This window comes from Paenibacillus sp. WLX2291 (assembly GCF_046603665.1).
Taxonomy (GTDB): domain Bacteria; phylum Bacillota; class Bacilli; order Paenibacillales; family Paenibacillaceae; genus Saccharibacillus.
On the sequence record NZ_CP176755.1, the window covers coordinates 818,853 to 839,693 of the forward strand.

Annotated in this window: 18 protein-coding genes; all 18 read left to right on the top strand. The window is 45.2% G+C overall.

From position 1 onward, the window contains the following. The first annotated feature begins 288 nt into the window (after positions 1–288). Positions 289–1,977 carry a glycerol-3-phosphate dehydrogenase/oxidase gene (locus ACDE64_RS03545; RefSeq protein WP_411349017.1) on the top strand — a complete coding sequence of 563 codons (1,689 nt, stop codon included), beginning with the start codon at positions 289–291 and terminating at the stop codon, positions 1,975–1,977. A 410-nt stretch (positions 1,978–2,387) separates the two neighbouring features. Further along, a complete protein-coding gene (locus ACDE64_RS03550; RefSeq protein ID WP_411345145.1) occupies positions 2,388–2,891 on the top strand; it encodes a hypothetical protein in 504 nt (167 codons plus the stop codon). Positions 2,892–3,433: 542 nt separating this feature from the next. Continuing rightward, positions 3,434–5,272 carry a hypothetical protein gene (locus tag ACDE64_RS03555; RefSeq protein WP_411349018.1) on the top strand — a complete coding sequence of 613 codons (1,839 nt, stop codon included), beginning with the start codon at positions 3,434–3,436 and terminating at the stop codon, positions 5,270–5,272. Between the two features lie 95 nt (positions 5,273–5,367). Then, the gene (locus tag ACDE64_RS03560; RefSeq protein ID WP_411349019.1) at positions 5,368–6,501 is read left to right on the top strand and encodes a glycosyl hydrolase; all 1,134 of its coding nucleotides are present in this window, start codon (positions 5,368–5,370) and stop codon (positions 6,499–6,501) included. 15 nt (positions 6,502–6,516) lie between these two features. Continuing rightward, positions 6,517–8,487, top strand: a complete 1,971-nt coding sequence (locus tag ACDE64_RS03565; RefSeq protein ID WP_411349020.1) for a DUF2264 domain-containing protein — start codon at positions 6,517–6,519, stop codon at positions 8,485–8,487. A gap of 325 nt (positions 8,488–8,812) precedes the next feature. Next, positions 8,813–10,141, top strand: coding sequence for a hemolysin family protein (locus tag ACDE64_RS03570; RefSeq protein WP_411345149.1), 1,329 nt, complete (start codon positions 8,813–8,815; stop codon positions 10,139–10,141). 275 nt (positions 10,142–10,416) lie between these two features. Beyond that, the gene (locus tag ACDE64_RS03575; protein WP_411349021.1) at positions 10,417–10,677 is read left to right on the top strand and encodes a YqkE family protein; all 261 of its coding nucleotides are present in this window, start codon (positions 10,417–10,419) and stop codon (positions 10,675–10,677) included. 456 nt (positions 10,678–11,133) lie between these two features. Then, positions 11,134–12,069 (top strand): carbohydrate ABC transporter permease, encoded by a 936-nt coding sequence (locus ACDE64_RS03580; RefSeq protein ID WP_411349022.1) that lies wholly within the window; start codon positions 11,134–11,136, stop codon positions 12,067–12,069. Between the two features lie 275 nt (positions 12,070–12,344). Next, positions 12,345–13,172: a carbohydrate ABC transporter permease gene (locus ACDE64_RS03585; RefSeq protein WP_411350224.1), complete on the top strand. Its 828-nt coding sequence runs from the start codon at positions 12,345–12,347 to the stop codon at positions 13,170–13,172. A 65-nt stretch (positions 13,173–13,237) separates the two neighbouring features. Continuing rightward, the gene (locus ACDE64_RS03590) at positions 13,238–14,626 is read left to right on the top strand and encodes an extracellular solute-binding protein (protein ID WP_411349023.1); all 1,389 of its coding nucleotides are present in this window, start codon (positions 13,238–13,240) and stop codon (positions 14,624–14,626) included. A 170-nt stretch (positions 14,627–14,796) separates the two neighbouring features. Beyond that, the gene (locus ACDE64_RS03595; protein ID WP_411349024.1) at positions 14,797–15,747 is read left to right on the top strand and encodes a hypothetical protein; all 951 of its coding nucleotides are present in this window, start codon (positions 14,797–14,799) and stop codon (positions 15,745–15,747) included. Positions 15,748–16,088: 341 nt separating this feature from the next. Continuing rightward, positions 16,089–16,292 carry a YwbE family protein gene (locus ACDE64_RS03600; protein ID WP_367064230.1) on the top strand — a complete coding sequence of 68 codons (204 nt, stop codon included), beginning with the start codon at positions 16,089–16,091 and terminating at the stop codon, positions 16,290–16,292. Between the two features lie 37 nt (positions 16,293–16,329). Next, a complete protein-coding gene (locus tag ACDE64_RS03605; protein ID WP_411346684.1) occupies positions 16,330–17,238 on the top strand; it encodes an aldo/keto reductase in 909 nt (302 codons plus the stop codon). Between the two features lie 169 nt (positions 17,239–17,407). After that, a complete protein-coding gene (locus ACDE64_RS03610; protein WP_411350225.1) occupies positions 17,408–18,382 on the top strand; it encodes a ZIP family metal transporter in 975 nt (324 codons plus the stop codon). A 141-nt stretch (positions 18,383–18,523) separates the two neighbouring features. Then, entirely contained in the window at positions 18,524–19,114 is a 591-nt protein-coding gene (locus ACDE64_RS03615) for a hypothetical protein (protein ID WP_411349025.1), read from the top strand. Between the two features lie 16 nt (positions 19,115–19,130). Continuing rightward, positions 19,131–19,532: a hypothetical protein gene (locus ACDE64_RS03620; RefSeq protein WP_411349026.1), complete on the top strand. Its 402-nt coding sequence runs from the start codon at positions 19,131–19,133 to the stop codon at positions 19,530–19,532. Positions 19,533–19,828: 296 nt separating this feature from the next. Next, entirely contained in the window at positions 19,829–20,269 is a 441-nt protein-coding gene (locus ACDE64_RS03625; RefSeq protein WP_411349027.1) for an SMI1/KNR4 family protein, read from the top strand. 43 nt (positions 20,270–20,312) lie between these two features. Beyond that, positions 20,313–20,747 (top strand): hypothetical protein, encoded by a 435-nt coding sequence (locus ACDE64_RS03630; RefSeq protein WP_411349028.1) that lies wholly within the window; start codon positions 20,313–20,315, stop codon positions 20,745–20,747. The last annotated feature ends 94 nt before the right edge of the window (positions 20,748–20,841 follow it).

The following is a 20,841-nucleotide window of genomic DNA, read 5'->3' on the forward strand; positions in this document are numbered from 1 at the left end:
TTCTATCATCGTTGACGTTGCATTAAAATCTTTGTAAAATTTTAACGATTTCTTTGCCTTGCTCACATGAGTATGCTATAATAACGTTAACAAGTTAATAAATACGTCATTAGACTTTGGAGAGACCACGAATACACCCGGTTCATTGCCGGTACGGTGTACATTTCGTGGTCTCTTTTTTCGTGACTTTAATTGGAATAATATGCAAATTGGCATCCTGCACATGCAGGACCTTGCCATCTTGAGTTCACATTTATATTCACATCATAATCAGGGAGGCAACACAATATGAGTACTTCTTTTTCCGCACAACACAGGGCAGAAACATTACAACAAATGAGCAGTGCACCACTGGACGTACTGGTTATCGGCGGCGGTATTACCGGTTCCGGGATCGCACTGGATGCAGTAACACGCGGCATGAATGTCGGCGTAGTAGAAATGCAAGATTTCGCGGCAGGTACATCTAGTCGTTCAACCAAACTCGTTCATGGCGGTCTGCGTTATTTGAAGCAATTTGAAGTGAAAATGGTTGCCGAAGTTGGGAAAGAACGTGCGATTGTATACGAAAATGGTCCGCATGTAACGACACCAGAATGGATGCTGTTACCGTTCCATCAGGGCGGAACGTTTGGCAGCTTTAGTACATCGATTGGTCTGCGCGTATACGACTTCCTCGCTGGTGTTAAAAGCAGCGAACGTCGCAAAATGCTGAGCGTGCAAGAGACGCTTGCCAAAGAACCACTGGTAAAACAAGATGGTCTCAAAGGCGGCGGCTATTATGTCGAGTATCGTACTGACGATGCCCGCCTGACCATTGAAGTGATCAAAGAAGCGGTAGAACGTGGCGCACTGGCAGTCAATTATGCCAAAGCGGCGGACTTCATTTATGAAAATGGCAAGCTGAAAGGTGTAAAAGTCAAAGACACCATTAGCGGCAAAGAATATTCGATTTATGCACACAAAGTGATCAACGCGGCAGGTCCATGGGTCGATACACTGCGCAAAATCGACAACTCCAAAAAAGGCAAAACCCTGCAAATGACCAAAGGGATTCACCTTGTTATCGACCATGACCGTTTCCCGCTGGAGCAAGCAGTTTATTTTGACACACCAGATGGTCGGATGGTATTCGCAATTCCACGCGATGGTAAAACGTATGTCGGTACGACCGATACGGTATACAAAGCCGATCCTGCACATCCGCGCATGACGACAGCGGATCGCGATTATGTTATCGAAGCGATCAATTACATGTTCCCAAGTGTAAAAGTAACCGCAGCAGATGTGGAATCCAGCTGGGCTGGTGTACGTCCACTGATTCATGAAGAAGGCAAATCACCATCCGAGATTTCCCGTAAGGATGAAATCTGGCAATCCGATAGCGGTCTGATCACGATCGCAGGTGGTAAGCTGACGGGTTATCGTAAAATGGCAGAGATGGTTGTCGATCTGGCTGCCGAACTGCTGGGCAAAGAGCAAAACAAAACATTTAAAGCGTCGCAAACGAAGCATATGTCTATCTCTGGTGGTAATGTAGGTGGATCTGCGGGTCTGCCAGCATTTATCCGTCAGCATACGGAAGCGGGTGCGAATGTTGGTTTGACTCGCAAAGAAGCGGAGCATCTGTCCAGCTTCTACGGCTCGAACGTGAGCAAGCTGTTCGCACTGGTGAATCGCAAAGACGAGATTGCCGATGAGCTTGGTCTGCCAGCAGATGTACGTGTACGTATCGCGTATGCAATTGAAGAGGAAATGACCTTTAAACCGGTCGACTTCTTTATCCGTCGTACTGGTGCATTGTTCTTCAATATTGCTTGGGTGCAACAATGGAAACAACCGGTTATCGACTATATGGCAAAACGTCTGGATTGGAATGCTGAGCAAAAACGCCGTTATATAGATGAGCTGGAAGCACAGCTGCACGATGCGGTCGTTCCGTCCGATGCAGAAGCGACAAGCGAATTTGCAGTATAAGGCATTTAGCCAGAGAAATAACAAACTGAGAAACAATCAATAGATGAACAATATTGTAAGAACAAAAACAGGCAGCGGTGCATTAACCGTTGCCTGTTTTATTCGTTTATAGCTGATTGATTACTCTTACTGCAATACATAGCATATGATACGTAATTGTAGCGTTTGAATATGACTTTTTGAATACGGTTATTATATGCACACAGTAGACAGCAAGTAGCAAAGCAGTAAGTAAACAGCAAATACCGGACAGTAGAGAGTAAGTAAAAAATAAGTAAAAAGTACATGCAAATCTGTATCCCCGACTAAAGTCTAGGTTACGCGTTCCCTGTGGACGGAAGTGGGATGTTGACGGATGTGGTATGCTGACTGCATGAGGAATGCAAAATATGGAAAAGGAGAGCATACATATGATCAAACGGGCGATTATTGCACCGGTTTTGCTGCTGCTGGGCGTATATTTATTTTTGAATCCTGGAGGCTCGGGTAATGCAGGGACGATTTTTGCGATCTTCTGGCCTACCTTGTTTATCATTCCACTCAGTTTGTTTTTGCACTGGATGGTATTTTCGCTGATTGGACGCCAAGCATTATGGCTCGTTGTACCGGGCGGGATTTTGCTAGTGAGCGGATTGACGTGCCAGATTGCGCAGATGTTCGGATTGTGGCATGTGATGTGGCCAGGCTTTATTCTCGCGGTAGCGGCAGGGTTGTTTGAATTATACTGGTTCGGTACGCGTAACAAATGGCTGTTGATTCCGATCAATCTGCTAACTGTGCTGTCGCTGCTATTTTTCGCGGTGTTTTCTATTGATTCGGTGTTGTCGAGCTTTGTGTTCGTACAGCCACTTGTCGCGATGGCGCTAGTACTCGGTGGTGGCTGGTTGATTTTCAATCGCAAGCAAGAGTGGTAAGTCGATTGTGATGAATATCATCAACTGTAGAGACAGTAGATGGCAATGAATCAGTAGAGACAGATATAGCAAAAGATGTAGCAAAAGATGTAGACATAAAAAGGCATCAAAAACTCCCAACTGTGGAGAATTTGGTGCCTTTTCTTTGTATATTGATCCTGCTCTTTTGCATAGTGGTGCTTTTCTTTTGTGCATTGGTGTTTTGATTTGTATGTTGGTGTTTGGGCTTGTAGGATGATCGAAAAAAGTATAGAAAGTCAAAATAGCAGCAAATTTCAGCAAAATCGTATCAAGCAAACTGTAAACGCTTTCTCTATAATGAGGATAAGAGTGCTATATCAAGAGGACGATAGAGTGTACTACGGTTTGTCTATTTATAGCGTTTGTCTAATTTATGGGATGTATGTATGAATGCGATTTGTTTATTTACAAATAACTTTGCAAGTGATGACTGCTGTAGAGCGATGGTTCTATGTTCGTTGATCTATTTACGGATGAGGTACAGGTCATTGATATGCAGCATGTTGAAAGGGGAACACAGCATGGAAATGAATCGTGATCGGTTACTGGAATACAGTTCTCGCATGCGATCGGCAGACCGAAGCTGGTATTATCGTGGCAAACCGCATGAGACGTATTGGCATGAATTACGACATTCTACTGTAGTGGCGAAGGATATTCAGCAGATTGTGGATACAGGCGAGCAAATGTGGGAACAGCATATTCCAGAGCTAACCTATACGCTGTTTGCGATCTTTGCGGAAAAAGGCTCACGCTTGGAATATGAAAATGTATATTTTGAGCGGCGTTGTCGATTGAATACGTATGCGCTGCTTACGCTGCTGGAACCGGAGCAGAGTGGATATATGGAACGGCTGAACGATATGTTATGGGCGATTTGCGATGAATATACATGGTGCTTGCCTGCACATGTTGCTGCCGATCATCATCCAGCCGAGATTGCGCAGCAGATTGATCTGTTTGCTGCTGAAACTTGCTTTGCGCTGGCAGAGATTATGCTGCTGTTGGGCGAACGGTTGCCCCGCTTGTTACGGGAACGAATTACATATGAAGTGGAGCGACGTATATTCCAGCCATTTCTGAGTGAACGGTCGTATCATTGGCAGAATGCGCGTCATAATTGGGCGGCGGTGTGTGCTGGCTCGATCGGTGCAGCGGCATTGTTATTGCTGGATGATACGGAGCGATTAGCGGATATTTTGGTCAAAACGCAGCATAGTATGGAATGCTATCTGGACGGCTTTGGCGAGGATGGTGCTTGTCTGGAAGGTGTAGGGTACTGGAATTATGGATTTGGCTTTTTTGTATATTATGCGGATTTATTGCGCAAGCGTAGCGATGGGGAGCTGGATTGGTTTCAAAATAAGAAAGTGGCAAGTATCGCTACATTTCAGCAAACATGCTTTCTTGATGGCAGTCTAGTGGCGAATTTCTCAGATTCGCTACCGCATGTGCATGTACATATGGGGCTGTCCCACTATTTGGCGGAGCAATATGCTGCGGTGCAATTACCGCCGCAGCATCTGCGCGCGACATACAGCGAGGATCATTGCAGTCGTTGGGCGCCCGCGCTGCGCAATCTGCTCTGGACGATGGAAGCACCAGTCGTACAAGATTGGCAAGACGGCAGTTATTATTTACAAGATGCAAGCTGGTTAATCTCACGGCATCATGGTGGTGATCATCGGTACGGCTTTGCAGCCAAAGGCGGTCATAATGATGAGCCGCACAATCACAATGATCTGGGACAGTTCATCTGGTGCGTGGATGGTGAGGTGTATTTGGCTGATCTGGGTAGTGGAGAATATACAGCGGCTTATTTTGGCGAAGGACGATATGCGTATGATTGCAACGGCTCGCAGGGGCATAGCGTGCCGATGATACATGGGCAACTGCAATGTGCAGGTTCTGCCTATCGGGCGGAGGTGCTGCATGCGCAGATTGGCGCGGAGCGTGACGAATGGACAGTGGAGTTAAATGGTGCTTACGATATTCCGCAGCTCCAATCACTGACACGCTCACTGATCTGGCACAAAGGAGCACAACCTTATGTGAAGCTGACCGACTCTTATGTGTACGATGGAACGCCGAGCAGTTGGCGTGAACGATTTGTCACATGGAAGCAGCCTGAATTGGCAGTGAATGAGGGAACAGTGATCTTACCGGGAGAACACGGGCAGGTGGAAGTGGAGTATGATCCGCAGCGCTGTCAGGTTGTTATTACGCCGCAGCGGTATCGCGATCATTTTGGGGTGGATACGGTATGGTATAGTGTCGATTTTGACGTGATAAAGCCGGGAGCGGAAGAAGCATTGACGTTTATTTTTCGTTTCGTACCGCTGTGTACGTCGTCTGTGTAATCTTGAGAGAATGACTGGATTTACAAATGAATACATGGATAACAGATACGGCGACGACAGTCTTATATTTAAATTCAGCAAAGGTGGTGCTTGATATGAATGCAGGCAATCCGGCATGGGTAGAGGAAGCGTGGAGCAAGGCGCTTGATAAGACGAGAATCAATAGCGCGATCATTGGGGCGGAATTTCCGCATGCAAGTCAGAATGGGAAGTATGTGTTGGAGCCGCCGTACTGGTGGACAGCAGGGTTTTGGCCGGGAATGCTGTGGCAATTGTATGGAGATAGTCAGGAGCAACAGCTGCGCGATGTAGCAGAGCAATGTGAACAGCGACTGGATGAGGTGCTGGATGGATATGTGAAGCTGGATCATGATCTGGGCTTTATGTGGCTGCTGACCAGTGTCGCTAATTACAAGCTGACAGGCAATGCGCAATCTCGTGTACGAGCGCTCAAGGCAGCCAATTATTTGGCAGCGCGCTTTAATTTGCAAGGGCGCTATATTCGTGCGTGGAATCCGTGGCGAGAAGGCGAGGATAACAGTGGTGTCGCGATTATCGATTGCTCGATGAATACCAGTTTGCTGTTCTGGGCGTCGGCGGAAACAGGTGATCCGCGCTATCGTCACATTGCCGAAGCGCATATGGATACGGTGTTGGAACATTTTGTCCGTGCAGATGGTTCGGTGTATCATATTGTGAATTTTGATGCGGTGACTGGTGAAGTGGTGGAGAAGCTTGGCGGGCAGGGGCATGCGCCGGAATCAGCTTGGTCGCGCGGGGCGGCGTGGGCATTGTATGGGCTGGCGCTAGCGTATCAGCATACAGGACGCTTGGATTATTTGCATGCTTCGCAGCGGGTCGCGCATTTCTTTATTACCAGATTGCCGGATGATCATGTGCCACATTGGGATTTTCGGGCGCCAGCAGAGATTGGCGAGATTCGTGATACATCAGCGGGTAGCTGTGCTGCCAGCGGATTGGTGCTGTTGTCGAAGCTAGTGGACGATTCGGAAGCAATCATTTACCGACGAACTGCGCTGCGGATGCTAGAATCGCTATATCGTCAGTATGGTAGCTGGGATGATCCCAATGAGCAGGGCTTGCTGCTGCACGGCACGAGCCATTACCCGGAAAATCGCAATATTGATGTACCGCTCATTTACGGTGACTTTTTCTATGTTGAGGGACTGGCGCGTTTGCAGGATAAAGGTCCATTTTACTGGGAATAAGAGAGGAGAATGAGAATGACTTCTTCATCGCGATATTCACAACATGTATCAGAACAGGCGCAACACCCATCGTCTACACAACAGGCACAACATTCATCGCAATCGTCAAACTCGGAAACGGATGCGGAATCTTCTGGACTGGAGCTGTACACGCGCGACGATCTTGCTGCGCTGCTGCATCGTCTGACGAAACCGCTGTTGCCGCTGTACAGTGAAGGCAAGGCTAGATTGCGTATCGGGCATACCGGAGCGAGTTATCCAGCAGATCTTGCTGAAATGGAAGGCTTCTCGCGTGTGTTATGGGGACTCGTACCACTGCTGGCGGGTGGCGGAGATAGTGAATTATGGGAGACGGTGCTGGATGGTATCCGTCATGGTACGAATCCGGTGCACCCGGAATATTGGGGCGATGTGAACGATTATGATCAGCGACTGGTGGAGATGGCTGCCTTCGGGCTGGCGCTGGCATTGATTCCAGAGCGCATCTGGACACCGTTATCCGCGGATGAACAGGGTAATCTGCATCGCTGGCTAAATCAGATCAATCATCATCCGTGCTATGACTGCAACTGGTTGTTTTTTAATGTGCTGGTCAATGTGGGATTTCGCCGCGCGGGATTGGAATATGATGCAGAGCAATTGGAAAAGAACGTACAGCGTATGGATGCCTTTTATCTGGAAGATGGCTGGTATAGTGATGGGGTGAATGGGCATAGCGATTATTATGTGCCATTTGCTATTCATTATTACGGGTTAGTGTATGCGCGTCTGATGGAGCAAGATGACCCCGAACGCAGCCATATATTCAAGCAACGCGCGGCGAAGTTTGCGACCGAATTTCTAGCTTGGTTTGCACCGGATGGATCGGCGCTACCGTATGGGCGCAGCTTGTCGTATCGATTTGCACAATCAGCGTTCTGGAGTGCGCTCGCGTATGCGGGGGTGGATGTGCTGCCTGCGGGTGTGCTCAAAGGATTGGTGCTGCGTCATGTACGCTGGTGGCTGGAGCAGCGAATCTTGGATGGGCGCGGGATCTTGACGATTGGATATGCCTACCCCAATCTGGTAATGGCGGAAAATTATAATTCGCCCGGCTCGCCGTACTGGGCGCTGAAGGCATTTCTGCCACTGGCGCTGGCGCAAGATCATCCATTCTGGAGTGAAGACGAACTACCATTGCCGGACATGGACACCTATCATGTCCAGCAACCTGCGCATCTGGTCATTGTGCGGGAACAGAATAGCGGTCATGTGGCTGCCTTCAATAGCGGTCATAAGTATACCAATGAGCATACCCACACCTCTGCTAAATACGAGAAATTCGTCTATTCGACTGGTTTTGGATTCAGTGTGCCACGGTCGGAGTGGGGACTGGGACAAGGTGCATTTGATTCGATGCTGGCGCTGAGTGAGCACGAGGATAATCTGTATCGGGTACGGCGGCGCAATGTAAACACGCAGATTACGGATAATATGCTACATGCGATCTGGAAACCGTGGCACGATGTCGAGGTACGAACATGGCTTATTGCTGGTCTGCCATGGCATCTGCGTATTCATCGGATCGAAACTGCACGTATGCTGGATGTCGCAGAAGGCGGTTATGCGCTGGGGCAGGAAAAGCAATGGCAAGCGCATACCAAGCCAATGGGTACTGCGGTCATGACGGCTTATGGCAGCAGCGGTATAGTTGGATTGCACGGATATGAGCAGGCAGAGCTGATCTGGCCGAATGCGAATACGAATCTGCTGCACCCACGTACTGTATTGCCGACGCTCAAGGCGACATTGCAGCATGGCGTTCATTGGTTAATCGCCGCTGTATATGGCAATCCGGCTACAGGCGATGCGATTCCAGCTGAAGCCCATTTGCATGAGTTATTGTCGCAGTCGCCTGCGGATATGCTGTATGTGAACATTGCCGACGAACAAATCATTGTCACTACTCATACAGGTAAAGAAGTTACAATTAAGCTGAACGATTGAACGATTGAACGATTGAACGATTGAACGATTGAACGATTGAACGATTGAACGTTTCTTTATCGTTCGTATACGCAAAAGCCTGTCTTGAAAAAGTCAGGCTTTTTGCTATGTCATCGTATAGTTAGCGTATCATTTCCGTACACTGCACACGCTTGATAGCAGAAGCACGTCACAACACATCTGTGAAAATCGCACAACAACACGGATTTCTTCGCAAACAAGCGTGATTGTGGGTATATAATAAGAAGTTGGGTAAAAGCATACATATCATAAGGGATCGGGCAGGATAACATTGCCCGTAGAGAGAGAGGAGAAACAGACCCGTATGGAAACATTGAACGTGATTCTGGTTGTTTTACTTATTTTATTGACTGCCTTTTTTGTGGCGTCAGAATATTCGATTATTCGGGTGCGAATCTCGCGGATTAATCAGCTTGCCGATGAAGGTAACAAAAATGCCAAAGCGGTGCAATCGATTATTAGTCGGCTGGATGAATTCTTATCTGCTTGTCAGCTGGGTACGACGCTGACCTCGCTGGCACTCGGTTGGTTGGGAGAATCGACGATTGAGGAGCTGCTCCATCCGTTGTTCGTGCTGCTGCATATTCCAGATGCGCTCACCTCGATTCTGTCCTTCCTGCTGGCGTTCTTGCTGTTAACGTATTTGGAAGTAGTCATCGGAGAACTAGTGCCCAAATCATTTGCGATTCAGATTGCGGAGCCGATGGCATTGTTCTTTGCACGTCCGATGATCGTCTTTTACCGACTCACGTATCCGTTTAACTGGGTGTTGAGCCGTTCGTCGCGTCTGATTACCGGTTTGTTCGGGATTAAGCCGATCTCTGAGCATGAAGCAGCGCAGAGTGAAGCGGAACTGCGGTTTGCTCTATCTGAGGGGTACAAGAGCGGCAGTATTACGCCGACAGAATATCGGTATTTGAACAATGTATTCGATTTTGACGAGCTGGTGGGCAGTGAGATTATGGTGCCGCGTACTGAGATGATCTATATTGCGCAGGATGCGAGTTTGGCGCAATTTTATGAAGTGATCCGGTTGGAGCCGTACAGTCTGATTCCGGTAGCATTGGAAGGGGATAAGGACAAAATTATCGGTCTGCTCAATGTCAAAGAAGTGCTGCGCGATGTCATTCATAAGCAGCATGTGCCGGAAGATGCGATTGCGCCATTTATCCGTCCGGTCTTGCAATTGATCGAAACCGTGCCTGCACGCGAACTGCTCGGCAGAATGCAGAAGGAAAACATTCATATGGCGGTGCTGCTAGATGAATACGGCGGTACAGCGGGTATGGTGACGCTGGAAGATATTTTGGAAGAGATCGTTGGCGATATTCCATCCAAATCCGATACCGAGCCGCCACCAAGCCCGACGATTACAAAGCTGGGCGAAAAGCATTACGCATTGCAACCACAAGCACTCATCCATGAAGTGAACCGTCGTCTAGGAACCGAGCTTGAAGCTGGCGAGGCATACACGATTGGCGGCTGGATCTGGTCACGTAAATTCAATATCCGTGAAGGAGATTCCGTCGTCGAAGACGGGTTTGAATTTACCGTAACCGTGATGGAACAGCAGCATATCCGCAAAATCGAAGTCCAGCCCTATATCGATCCAGAAGACCCGGAATTGGACTAAGCAGGAGAAATATAATAAAAGCGCTGAAGATATAAGGTAGATTGTCTATGTCCACGAATGTAGCATCTAGTACGATGAACGATGAACGATGAACGATGAACGATGAACGATGAACGATGAACGATGAACGATGAACGATGAACGAGCTGCGTATGTGCAATCATCCTGCAATATCCATGCGCAACCGTGATATAATAAAAGAATGCATGAGCAACCCGCATCATGTAAGATCGCGATAGGCGATACACGATAAACCGATATAACGGGGTGAGCATATGGCAAAACGGAACAAACAACCGGCACGTCCCGCAGCAGCTGCGCAGGACAAACCGGCTACATTAAAAGACTTACTCAGCGCAGATGTGCTGGATAAGCTGAAAGCACAAGCAAATGAGCTACGCGAAGCCGAGCAGGAGCGTAAGGAAGAACAACGCCTTCAGGTGGAGCAAGAACGCAAAGCGGAACAGAAGCGACGCGATAACGATTTTGAATATTTGCTCGATAACACGAAGCAGGATTGGAAGAAATTCAAATAAGGGCATAACCCTGACACACCGGCATATGCCATTCTCCCGTGAGAGTGGACATGTCGGTGTTTTGCTGTGCTTTTGCTTCCAGCTCATATAGTTAGATACATGCGATAGAAAGAAGCCTGCGATGCGCTGAATTGGAAATACATTGACCCTTTATTTACAAAACACCATCTTTGTTTGTTACATAAACTAACTTGATCATATCAATGCAACTATAAAATTATGGAATATACTGTTTATTTTAAAAGAAAATGATAAAATTAATCATATAAAATACGTTTACATAAAAAATAATTACAAAATGAGGTATGAAACCTCTAGTCAAAATTCATGATTACGTTATAATGAATTACAATATAAACGATGTCGCATTTCGTCCTTCATCAAGACGTACACCGATGCCAGGAATGCTTCAGGATGCTGATCAACCTAACTTTTGCTGAAAGAGGGTGGAGTATCGTGTCTGAAAATGCACAATCGCTAACGCGCAAATCGTCAGCTGTCGTCAAGCGCAAATGGCTCAGTTCCGCAGATATTGCGGGCTGGTGTTACGCGTTGCCGCTGCTCGTCGGAGTCCTCGGTTTCTCGCTGTATCCGATGCTGTCCGCACTATGGACAAGTTTCCATGGGAACGGTGCAGCTTCCTCATCCTGGGTAGGTGTGTCCAACTACACCCGTGTCCTTCAGGACGATCTGTTCTGGAACTCGCTGTACAACACCATCTACATTGGCGGATTGTCCGCCGCACTCGGTATTGTGTTCTCCTTTATCCTCGCCAGTCTGGTGCATCATCTGCCCTGGCAACGCACTCGCAATGTATTCAAAGCCCTCTTTTTCCTGCCCAATGTCGTCTCTGCAGTAGCGACCAGTCTATTGTTCAGTCTGCTCTTTTATCCCGGTCGTGAAGGGGTGATCAACTATGTACTGGGTTGGTTTCATATCGATCCGATAGGCTGGTTTACCGATCCGTCGGTTGCTAGGCTTAGTGTAGTGCTCATGATATTATGGGGCGCGCTCGGCTACAACACGATTATTTTCCTCGCTGCTCTACAAAGTGTGCCACGTGAACAATACGAAGCTGCTGATATTGACGGGGCATCGTCATTTGGCAAATGGCGATATATAACGATTCCGTCACTGCGTCCGATCTTCGTCTTCATGATCATTATGGGTGTGATCAGCGGTATGAAGCAGTTTACCAATGTATGGCTCATTGGCGGCAGCGCAGGCAATCCTGCGGGATCGTTGATGACGTCCGTATTGTACATTTATCGTAATGCCTTTTTATCTGCTCAAATGGGGATTGCTACGGCTGCATCGTATCTGTTGTTCATCTTGATCCTGCTGCTCACGCTCATTATCTTGAGAGTGAATCGACGAGGTACCACTGACTGACTAATAAAATAATCCAGAGCCTGCACTATTCAATATAATACTATTTATTCTGTAAACAACGTGTTGTAAACATTATTTTAACAGCGAACGCATCTCACCACATGATCCCATTTTGGAACATACACATGTACATGCTTCCTTGGAGGTAGAACCATTTCACTCACCTGCACATCTCCTATGTGCCACCGACTCTAATCTGATTGAGGAGGACAACTGCTATGGATAGAAGTACCCGCTCTCCAGCCGCTTCACCTCTGCGTATGAGCCAGCGTAATATGCGCCGTCTGAACAGTACGATCATTCTGTTCGTGCTCTGTCTGGTTTCCATTACGATGGTGATTCCATTTGTTTGGATGGTGACGACCAGCTTTGACTGGGGGGCACGGCTGAATGTGCCGTTTCCACCGCGCTTCTGGCCGGATGATCCGTCGCTGCGTACGTATCGTGCCGCCCTCACGAATGTTGATCTGCTGCGCTACATATTCAATTCCTTTCTCGTTGCTGCGGGAACGATTCTGATCAGTCTGATCTCGGCGCTAATGTCCGGTTACGCCCTGTCCAAAATCCGCTTCAAAGGTGCTGGCATCGTACTTGTACTTGCGCTCAGTACGATGATGATTCCGTTCGAGATGACGATGATTCCGCAGTATATGCTGTTCAATCAGCTGCATCTGCTGGATACGTACTGGGTCTTTTACTTACCTGCATTGAATTATGCGTTTGGTACATTTCTGTGCAAGCAGTTTATTGATGGACTGCCGGGTGAATTGCGCGAAGCGGCGCTGATTGATGGAGCGAGCGAGTTTTCCATTTTTCCGCGTATTTATTTGACAATCTGTATGCCAATTGTTGCGACAATGATTATTTTACAATTTCTCGGCGTCTGGAATGAATTGATCTGGCCGCTGCTGGCGCTGAATGATCCGAACAAATACACGATTCAGCTCGGTCTGGCAATGTTCAATTACAACAACGGTACCCGGCAGATGCCATCGATCATCATGGCAGCCACCTGCGTCAGCCTGATTCCGGTACTGCTACTATACATGTTTCTACAAAAATACATTGTCGAAAGTATCGCGACTACTGGTATTAAGCAGTGAATAAACAGCGACAACAGAGCAACGCTGCACATGCACAGTATACAATAAGAAAAGGCGGGGATGAGATGAGTAAAACATGGCAAATGGCGATCATAATCGGTCTGGTGCTACTGCTGACTGCATGTGGTTCGTCCGGCAGTAGCGGTTCGGCAACGGAAACGTACAATACCGATGTCCAGCAAGTATCCGATCTATCCGGTACGGTACGCGTAGCGCTTGCCGGTTGGCAACTCGAAAACGGGATGGACGCGGTGACTGGACAGGAGACGACGGGCTTTAACCAGTATGTAGAGGACACCTTCAAGAAAATGTATCCCAATATTACACTGGAAGTGACACAGGTACCATGGGAGAATGCGCAGGCAAAACAGCGCGCCCTGCTTATGTCCGGCGATGTGGATGTATTGTACACAGGCGGTGCGTTTGCTTCGCAGTATTATAATGAAGGATTGCTGCGTAATATCGACGATCTGATCAAGCAGGACAAGGATTTTGATCCATCCATTTATTTGCAAGGGATCTGGAACAATTCTTACAGCACGCGCTCGCCAGATGGTAACAATCAATATGGCATTCCGGCAGTACTCGGTAAGCGCGTTACCATTTATGACAAGCAATTGTTCGACGAGTGGGGCATAGAGCCATTGTCCGAAGTACCAACACCGGAAGAAATTCTGGAAAAAGCGAAAAAAATGACTGGCACCAATCCGAAAACCGGTGAGCAGAATTACGGACTATATTTTGCAGGTAATTCGCTCAATCAGGCGACACTAGTAGCGCTCAGCTATTATTTTGGCGAAAAAGGCGGCGAAGGTACACTCGACAAACCGGCAGATATTCAATGGGAGCTGAACACACCGGGCATGGTCAAGGCAGTGCAGTGGCTAGGCGAAGCCGCCAAGCTCGCGCCACCCGCATTCGTCAACGGCAACGGTGCCGAGAACTTCGGTTTGGACAACAATAATGTTGGTATGGTGCTGGATAATAGCGGTACAACAATCATGAGTGAATATCGCGCCAACAAAGACGATGCGCTACTACAGCGGTATATCCCGGTTATGAATATGGGAACGGACGGCACGGGCTGGGTCGCCGTCGATCCGATCATCATGGCAAAAAAAGCCGAGAACCCGGAAGCAGCATGGGCGGTTATGAAATTCCTCGCCAGCTATGATACACAGAAATGGGCGTATCTGAACTTTGATATGACGCCAACGCTGACGAACGCCGATTTTGTGGAAGATAATAATGGCTTTATCAAACATGCAATGAAGATGGCAGAGATTAGCAAGCCAACGCTGATGGACGAAGCCGATCCGTTTTACAACAGTGAGATCGTTCCAGCAGTGAATGGCTATATTAGTGAGGTTGCTAATGGCGGCTCCCCGGATGTGCAGGCACTGCTGGATCGACTGCAATCGAGAGCGGAGCAATGGTCGGCAAGTCAGAAGTGAGAGAATAGTAAATAGGTGTTTCTAAAATAGAAAAAGGATGCTTTTACTATAAAGCATCCTTTTTCTATTTTTTTCCTTTATTGATAGTGAAGTTGAAATAAAAAAATTGGTTTGTTAGTATATTACACAAATAATAATCATTATTTAAAAAATTACAGATATGGAGTGAAATGATGACGCATTTTAATTTGAAAAAGTGTTTGGTTGGTATAGTCGTTACAAGTATTTTAGTAAGTACATCTCCTGTAAAAATGTTGGCTGCTGATCAGACTGTAACTAATAATGTTTATTCAACATCATCGCAGTTGAATAGTAAAGACATTGAGACTATATTATCTGCTCCAAAAGAAAATCTCACTTTTATTAAAGGAGATTTTGAACACACAGATCATTTAGAGTATACGTATACAAATAATGAAAATACGTATAAAATTATTGAAGATACTTATGGTGAATCGCTTGGTACAGATAGTATATTGTATAAAGAAGAAGGCCCTGGTAGTTATGAAGCTATCGGAAAATATAGCCTCAGAATTGTGAATGGAAATGCTAATTATACTATTTCAGCAATAGATCTAAATCAGAATTCAGTAAATTCTTTACAATCAGAATCTAATACAAATCAAATTGAAGCTATTACAGGTACAATTGAATTGAATAAAGTAGAACGAGTAGAAAGTGGTGCTTCTAGTGTTCCGACAAGCAATCAAACTTTGACGACAAATGCAAGTAATCCTTCTGGTTTACCCATTTCAGCTTGGCAACATCAAGGAAACTTTTTTTATACTACGACTATTGCTATTCACACGATAAATGCAGTGAATATTGCAATTGGATATATTGTAAATACATCTGGAGAAATAGGTAAAAAAGCAACTGCGAAAATAACTGGAATTGCGGCTCTTGTTACTTATATAGTCAATAATGGCATCCCTAAAATTTGGTATACAGATAAAGTGTATTATAAAACTGTTTTGCCTGCTGATCCCAATCAATTTAGAATGAAAGTAGCTGAGAAGAGGATTCATACTTTCTATGAGGATGCAGATCGAACTAAAAATATGAAAGGTAGCCCTGTAACTTCAGAATTTTGGCTAGAAGGGTATAGTGATAATTCATGAGTTGGTTATATCTTTGCAGTACAGTAATAATAACTACCATATTATGTGTAATCGTTGGCTTATTCATACATGGCGGTGATTGGCAAAAAATCAATCAGTCTTCAACATTATTTTGGATACCTGTAGTACAATTTGTTCTGCTGGTTATTGGTAAATATAGCAAGAAAAAAAGTAGTAAAGAATAAGTGTAAACGGTGGATAGTTTCAAAAGCTATTCACCGTTTTTATGTACGCTTCAAATAATACAGTTGGTTAGCGATACAGAGATGGGGCGTTAAACATATAGATTGAAAATCGAAAAGGTTATGAATGTAATATTTTCTGCGAAAGGAAATGAACAGATGAACGGACAAACACGCGCCAATATCAAAGCAGGGCTAGAAGTGGATATTGTGCTCAAACAGGATCAGCGCACGGGTAAGCTTACGCGCGGGATCGTCAAAGATATTTTGACCAATTCGCCCAATCATCCGCATGGCATCAAAGTTCGGCTCGCGTCAGGACAGGTAGGACGGGTAAAACATATTATTGCGGCTTCCAATTGAAGACCGCACCAATGGATAACGAAAGGGGCATGACATGATGAAACAGAACAAACTAGGCGCTTCCGATCTGGTGGTCGGTGAAATCGGGCTTGGCTGTATGTCACTCGGTTCGGAGGAAAGACAAGCGACACGATTGCTGCACGAAGCGCTGGACCTGGGCGTCACCTTGCTAGATACTGCCGATCTGTACGACGAAGGACGTAATGAGGAGATTGTCGGTAAAGCGATCAAAGGTCGCCGTAGCGACGTCGTACTCGCTACCAAAGTCGGCAACCGCCGTGTTGCTGGCAAAGACGGCTGGGAGTGGGATGCGTCGAAGGCATATATTTTGGAAGCAGTCAAAGACAGTCTGCGTCGTCTGCAAACCGATTATATCGACCTGTATCAGCTGCATGGTGGTACGCTGGATGACAATATCGACGAGACGATTGAAGCATTTGAGCAATTGAAGCGTGAAGGTCTGATTCGTCAATATGGTATCTCTTCGATCCGCCCAAATGTGATCCGCGAATATGTCAAACGTTCGCATCTGGTGAGTGTGATGAGTCAGTACAGCATTCTGGATCGTCGCCCAGAGGAAGAAGTATTGCCATTGCTGGCGGAGAACGGTATTAGCGCTATCGTGCGTGGTCCCGTTGCGAGTGGTGCACTTGCTCACGGTCGTCAGGACAAAGCGGAAAAGGGATATCTGGATATCGACGGCGAGGAGATTGTGAAGCTGCGTCGTCACTTGGAAGAATTCTGTAACCCAGAGCGCACCTTAACACAGCTGGCGATTCGCTACTCGCTGGCGCATCCAGCGGTCGGTGCGGTCATTCCGGGCGCAAGCTCATCTGAACAGCTGCGCCATAATGTGGAGGCTGCTTCTGCACCGCTGCTGACGGAGGGCGAATACAACGCCATTCGCGTGCTGCGTCCAGCCAATACGTATGCACAACATCGCTAATCCGTTCTAATTTCAAGCTCAATCCTCTTATTTTCAAAACGTCATTGCCGTGAATATTGGAATGATATTGTAATAGATGTAGCAAGGTGACATACCACTCCATTTTCTGGTTAATAACTGGAATAGTGAAAAAGTAACCGGGAGGTGGATGTTGATGTGGAGCGCATTGATGTGGGGCGCCATCGCCGGCTCGGCAGTATTGCTGGGTGCGGTTGTGGCGGCCTTTTTTAAAATTCCGAAACGAATCATCGGCTGGATTATGGCATTTGGTACGGGTACGCTGATCGGTGCAGCAGCATTTGAATTGTTGGGCGATGCCATCCAAGACGGTGGACTGGCATCAACAGCAATTGGCTTTGTCGTCGGTGCGGTCGTGTATACGATCTTCGATCTGTACATATCCAATAAAGGTGGGGCGAATCGTAAACGGTCATATTACGGACGCGGCTCCAATCCAAAGGATGACGATGTAGATCCAGCGATCAACGGGATATCCGCCGCTGCATCCAATCGTGCCAAAGCCGCTTCCGACAGAATTACGGCGGCTGTTACTGACAGTGGAAAAGGTTCTGGTACTAATGATAGCAGTGGATCATTCCGACAGGGAGCCGCTTCCGTATCACGTCATGAAGATGGCGGTTCTTATGCAAGCAACAAGCGCAAGGGCAAGCCAGCAGGCAATGACAATGCGAATGGCAAAGACGGAGGCGGCAAAAGCCAAAGTGGACTCGGTATCTTCGCCGGAACCGTGATGGATGCCATTCCCGAGTCGATTATGATCGGTGCCAGTCTATTGACCGGACAGGGCGTAAGCTGGGTACTGGTCGTGTCGATCTTCGTCAGTAACATTCCAGAAGGTCTGTCCAGCACCGTCGGTATGCAGCAAAGCGGCTTTTCCCGCCGCAAAATCTTCTGGATGTGGATCGTCGTACTGGCGATTTCGTCAGCAGCTTCGATGCTGGGATATCTATTTCTGGAGATGCTGCCGAAGGAATTCAAAGCAGGCATCGGCGCCTTTGCCGGTGGTGGGATCATTGCCATGCTCTGCTCCACGATGGCTCCCGAAGCGTATGAAGAGGGCGGATCGATCGTCGGCTTGATTGCTTCGCTGGGATTACTGGCGGCGTTGGTGCTGAGTATTTGAAGTAGGGATTAGATAAGAAGCAGGTTTTATCATGTGCTATATAGAATAAAAGCTCTTCTGCATATTGGAAGAGCTTTTGTTGTATATACATAAGCTTCTCTGATGTCATGAATAAAACGAAAGATAAGCAGGTGACTGAGATTGAAGATTTTTGGAGAGCGTAGCACATTCTCGATTGAATATGAATTTAAAACGAATCCGTTTGATGAACAAGGGCTGAATGGTAAATCATGGGGAGTGTTTAGATTTTGGGTGGCTGGAAAAGATATATGTATGTTTTACAAAAATAATCGACAACATCAATATGAATGGAATTTGATATATATAGTAGAGTGGATGATTCAGAATATACATATCATTTTAGACGAAGAAGAATTTCCTTTACCTGTTCAGGGTGAGCATACGCTTGAATTATTGAATCATAGCTTGGAGTTTGATTCAGCAAACGAGGAGGAATTTGAAAGATGGTTTGATATTAAACAAGATTGGGAATTTAGCCATTCTTGGTTTTCCGGTAGAGGAGGGTCGTATTTGCCGGTAATTTACTTTAGAAGAGTTAATGATCAAATAGAGGTTTGTTGGGACAATGAAGATGCATACAACAATCAAGTTACATTTCTTTCTTTAAAAGGTTTGGAGTACATCCCTGTTGGAATATTTGAGTCTGTGTTTACTGGTTTTATTGAAGATTTCTTGAAGGAGTTGCAATTAAAATCGAATGGAATTTGTTGATTAAGGAGATGGTTTTTTGATTGATATAAAGAATTATAAAGCCTTAACTGCTGAACTAAATGCACTTGGATGGTGGACATTTAAGGAAATAGTAGAAATGCATTATGAGGTAGATATTGATTTCGAAGACAATCATACAACTACACTTTATTTGTCGTTTCTTGTGTTGACGATTGAGACAAAACGACGATTTAAATTGAAGATAAAATATAAAAACATTTCTAATTTAAGTTTAAATAAAGTGACAAATTTTTATTTAACAAATAGTTTAATAGTGCATGACAAATCACAATTAGGATGGGACACAAATCAACGGTATCATGTGCATGATGATAGTGGGTATGGTGAAAATGATGGATACAACTTTATAGAATTTTATTGTAGTTCTATAGAAGCTGTTTCATTGGAGGAATTCTAATTTAGTTAGTCGTCAGCATATTATAATCTGGTAATGGTTTGAAAATTTGATTTATACATTGGAATTTATCAAAGCGCCTTCAAGAAACCGCACTTTTTTCTTACGATAAGAGGATAATCTTGAAGGTGTTTTTGTATGAGTATATTTATTTCCTTACGTTTTTCGAAATATATCATTAATTTAGAACATACTAGTTCGATCATAAAATGTAAGGAATAAATAGTATTTTGGAATGAATTCTGCCATAACTATAATCAAATCAGCAATTAAATTTATCTTATTGAGGAGAAATAGATTTGCAAAAATTTTCGGGATTAAAACAAAGATATGAGACACTATTTGGTAATACAGATACAACTAAATGTGATTTAGTTGCAATCGAAAAAAAGCTAGAAGTGAAATTACCTGAAGATTTTAAGGGGATTTCGGAATTTTTTAATGGCGGTCTGATTGGAGAAATCGATATATTTTCTTACTGCAATAATGTGCCTAATATTGTTGATGAAACATTAAGGTTAAGAGAAGCTATACATGTACCTGATCATTTTGTGATTTTGGCAGAACCGGATGCCAGTATTATTTTATTAGATACAGAGGCTAAACCAGCTGTTATCTGGTGTGATAGCATAGATATAAATGGATTGGAAAACAGAACATTTTCCAATCTGCCTGATACTTGGGATACATTTCTAGATTTTTTTCTGTATGTACTATATGAGGAAGAATCAAGTGTGTAAAAGCATTAAACAGCTTCTATTGAAAACAAAAATGGAGGTCGAAATGAGGGATTGGGATAACACATATGGTGCATATGCAAAAGTATTTATTCAATATAATGGTTCATTGCAAGAATTAGGATCAAATATTGAAAGGGGACTTGATACAACTGCGTTGAGGTTTGACACTACAGAAGATGAACCACATGATTTGGTAGGTTATGTTGAAAGTTTTGGTTTTGAAATTGAATTGAAAAAGGTACAGAAGCAAACTCATTTGTCGGACTATCAATATATACTATCCGCCTTTACTATGGATTCATTCCAAGAAATATATGATGATCGTATGTTTGATATTTCCCTTTGGATGGCTCGTTATATTTCACTAGTGTGCAAGTTAACTACAATGGTAGAACATTCAAATAAAAGAACAAGACAATCGTTTTATATAGATCCAGTTACAGGGAAAAGAGAAACTAGTTTTTTGGATGACGAATGAAAAATGATGAATCTTTGCTTGGAAGGAATAGTACTATTTGATTGTTAAATCAGTAATTAATAGGACGGTTGTAAAAGATGGTGTAGTTTGATTT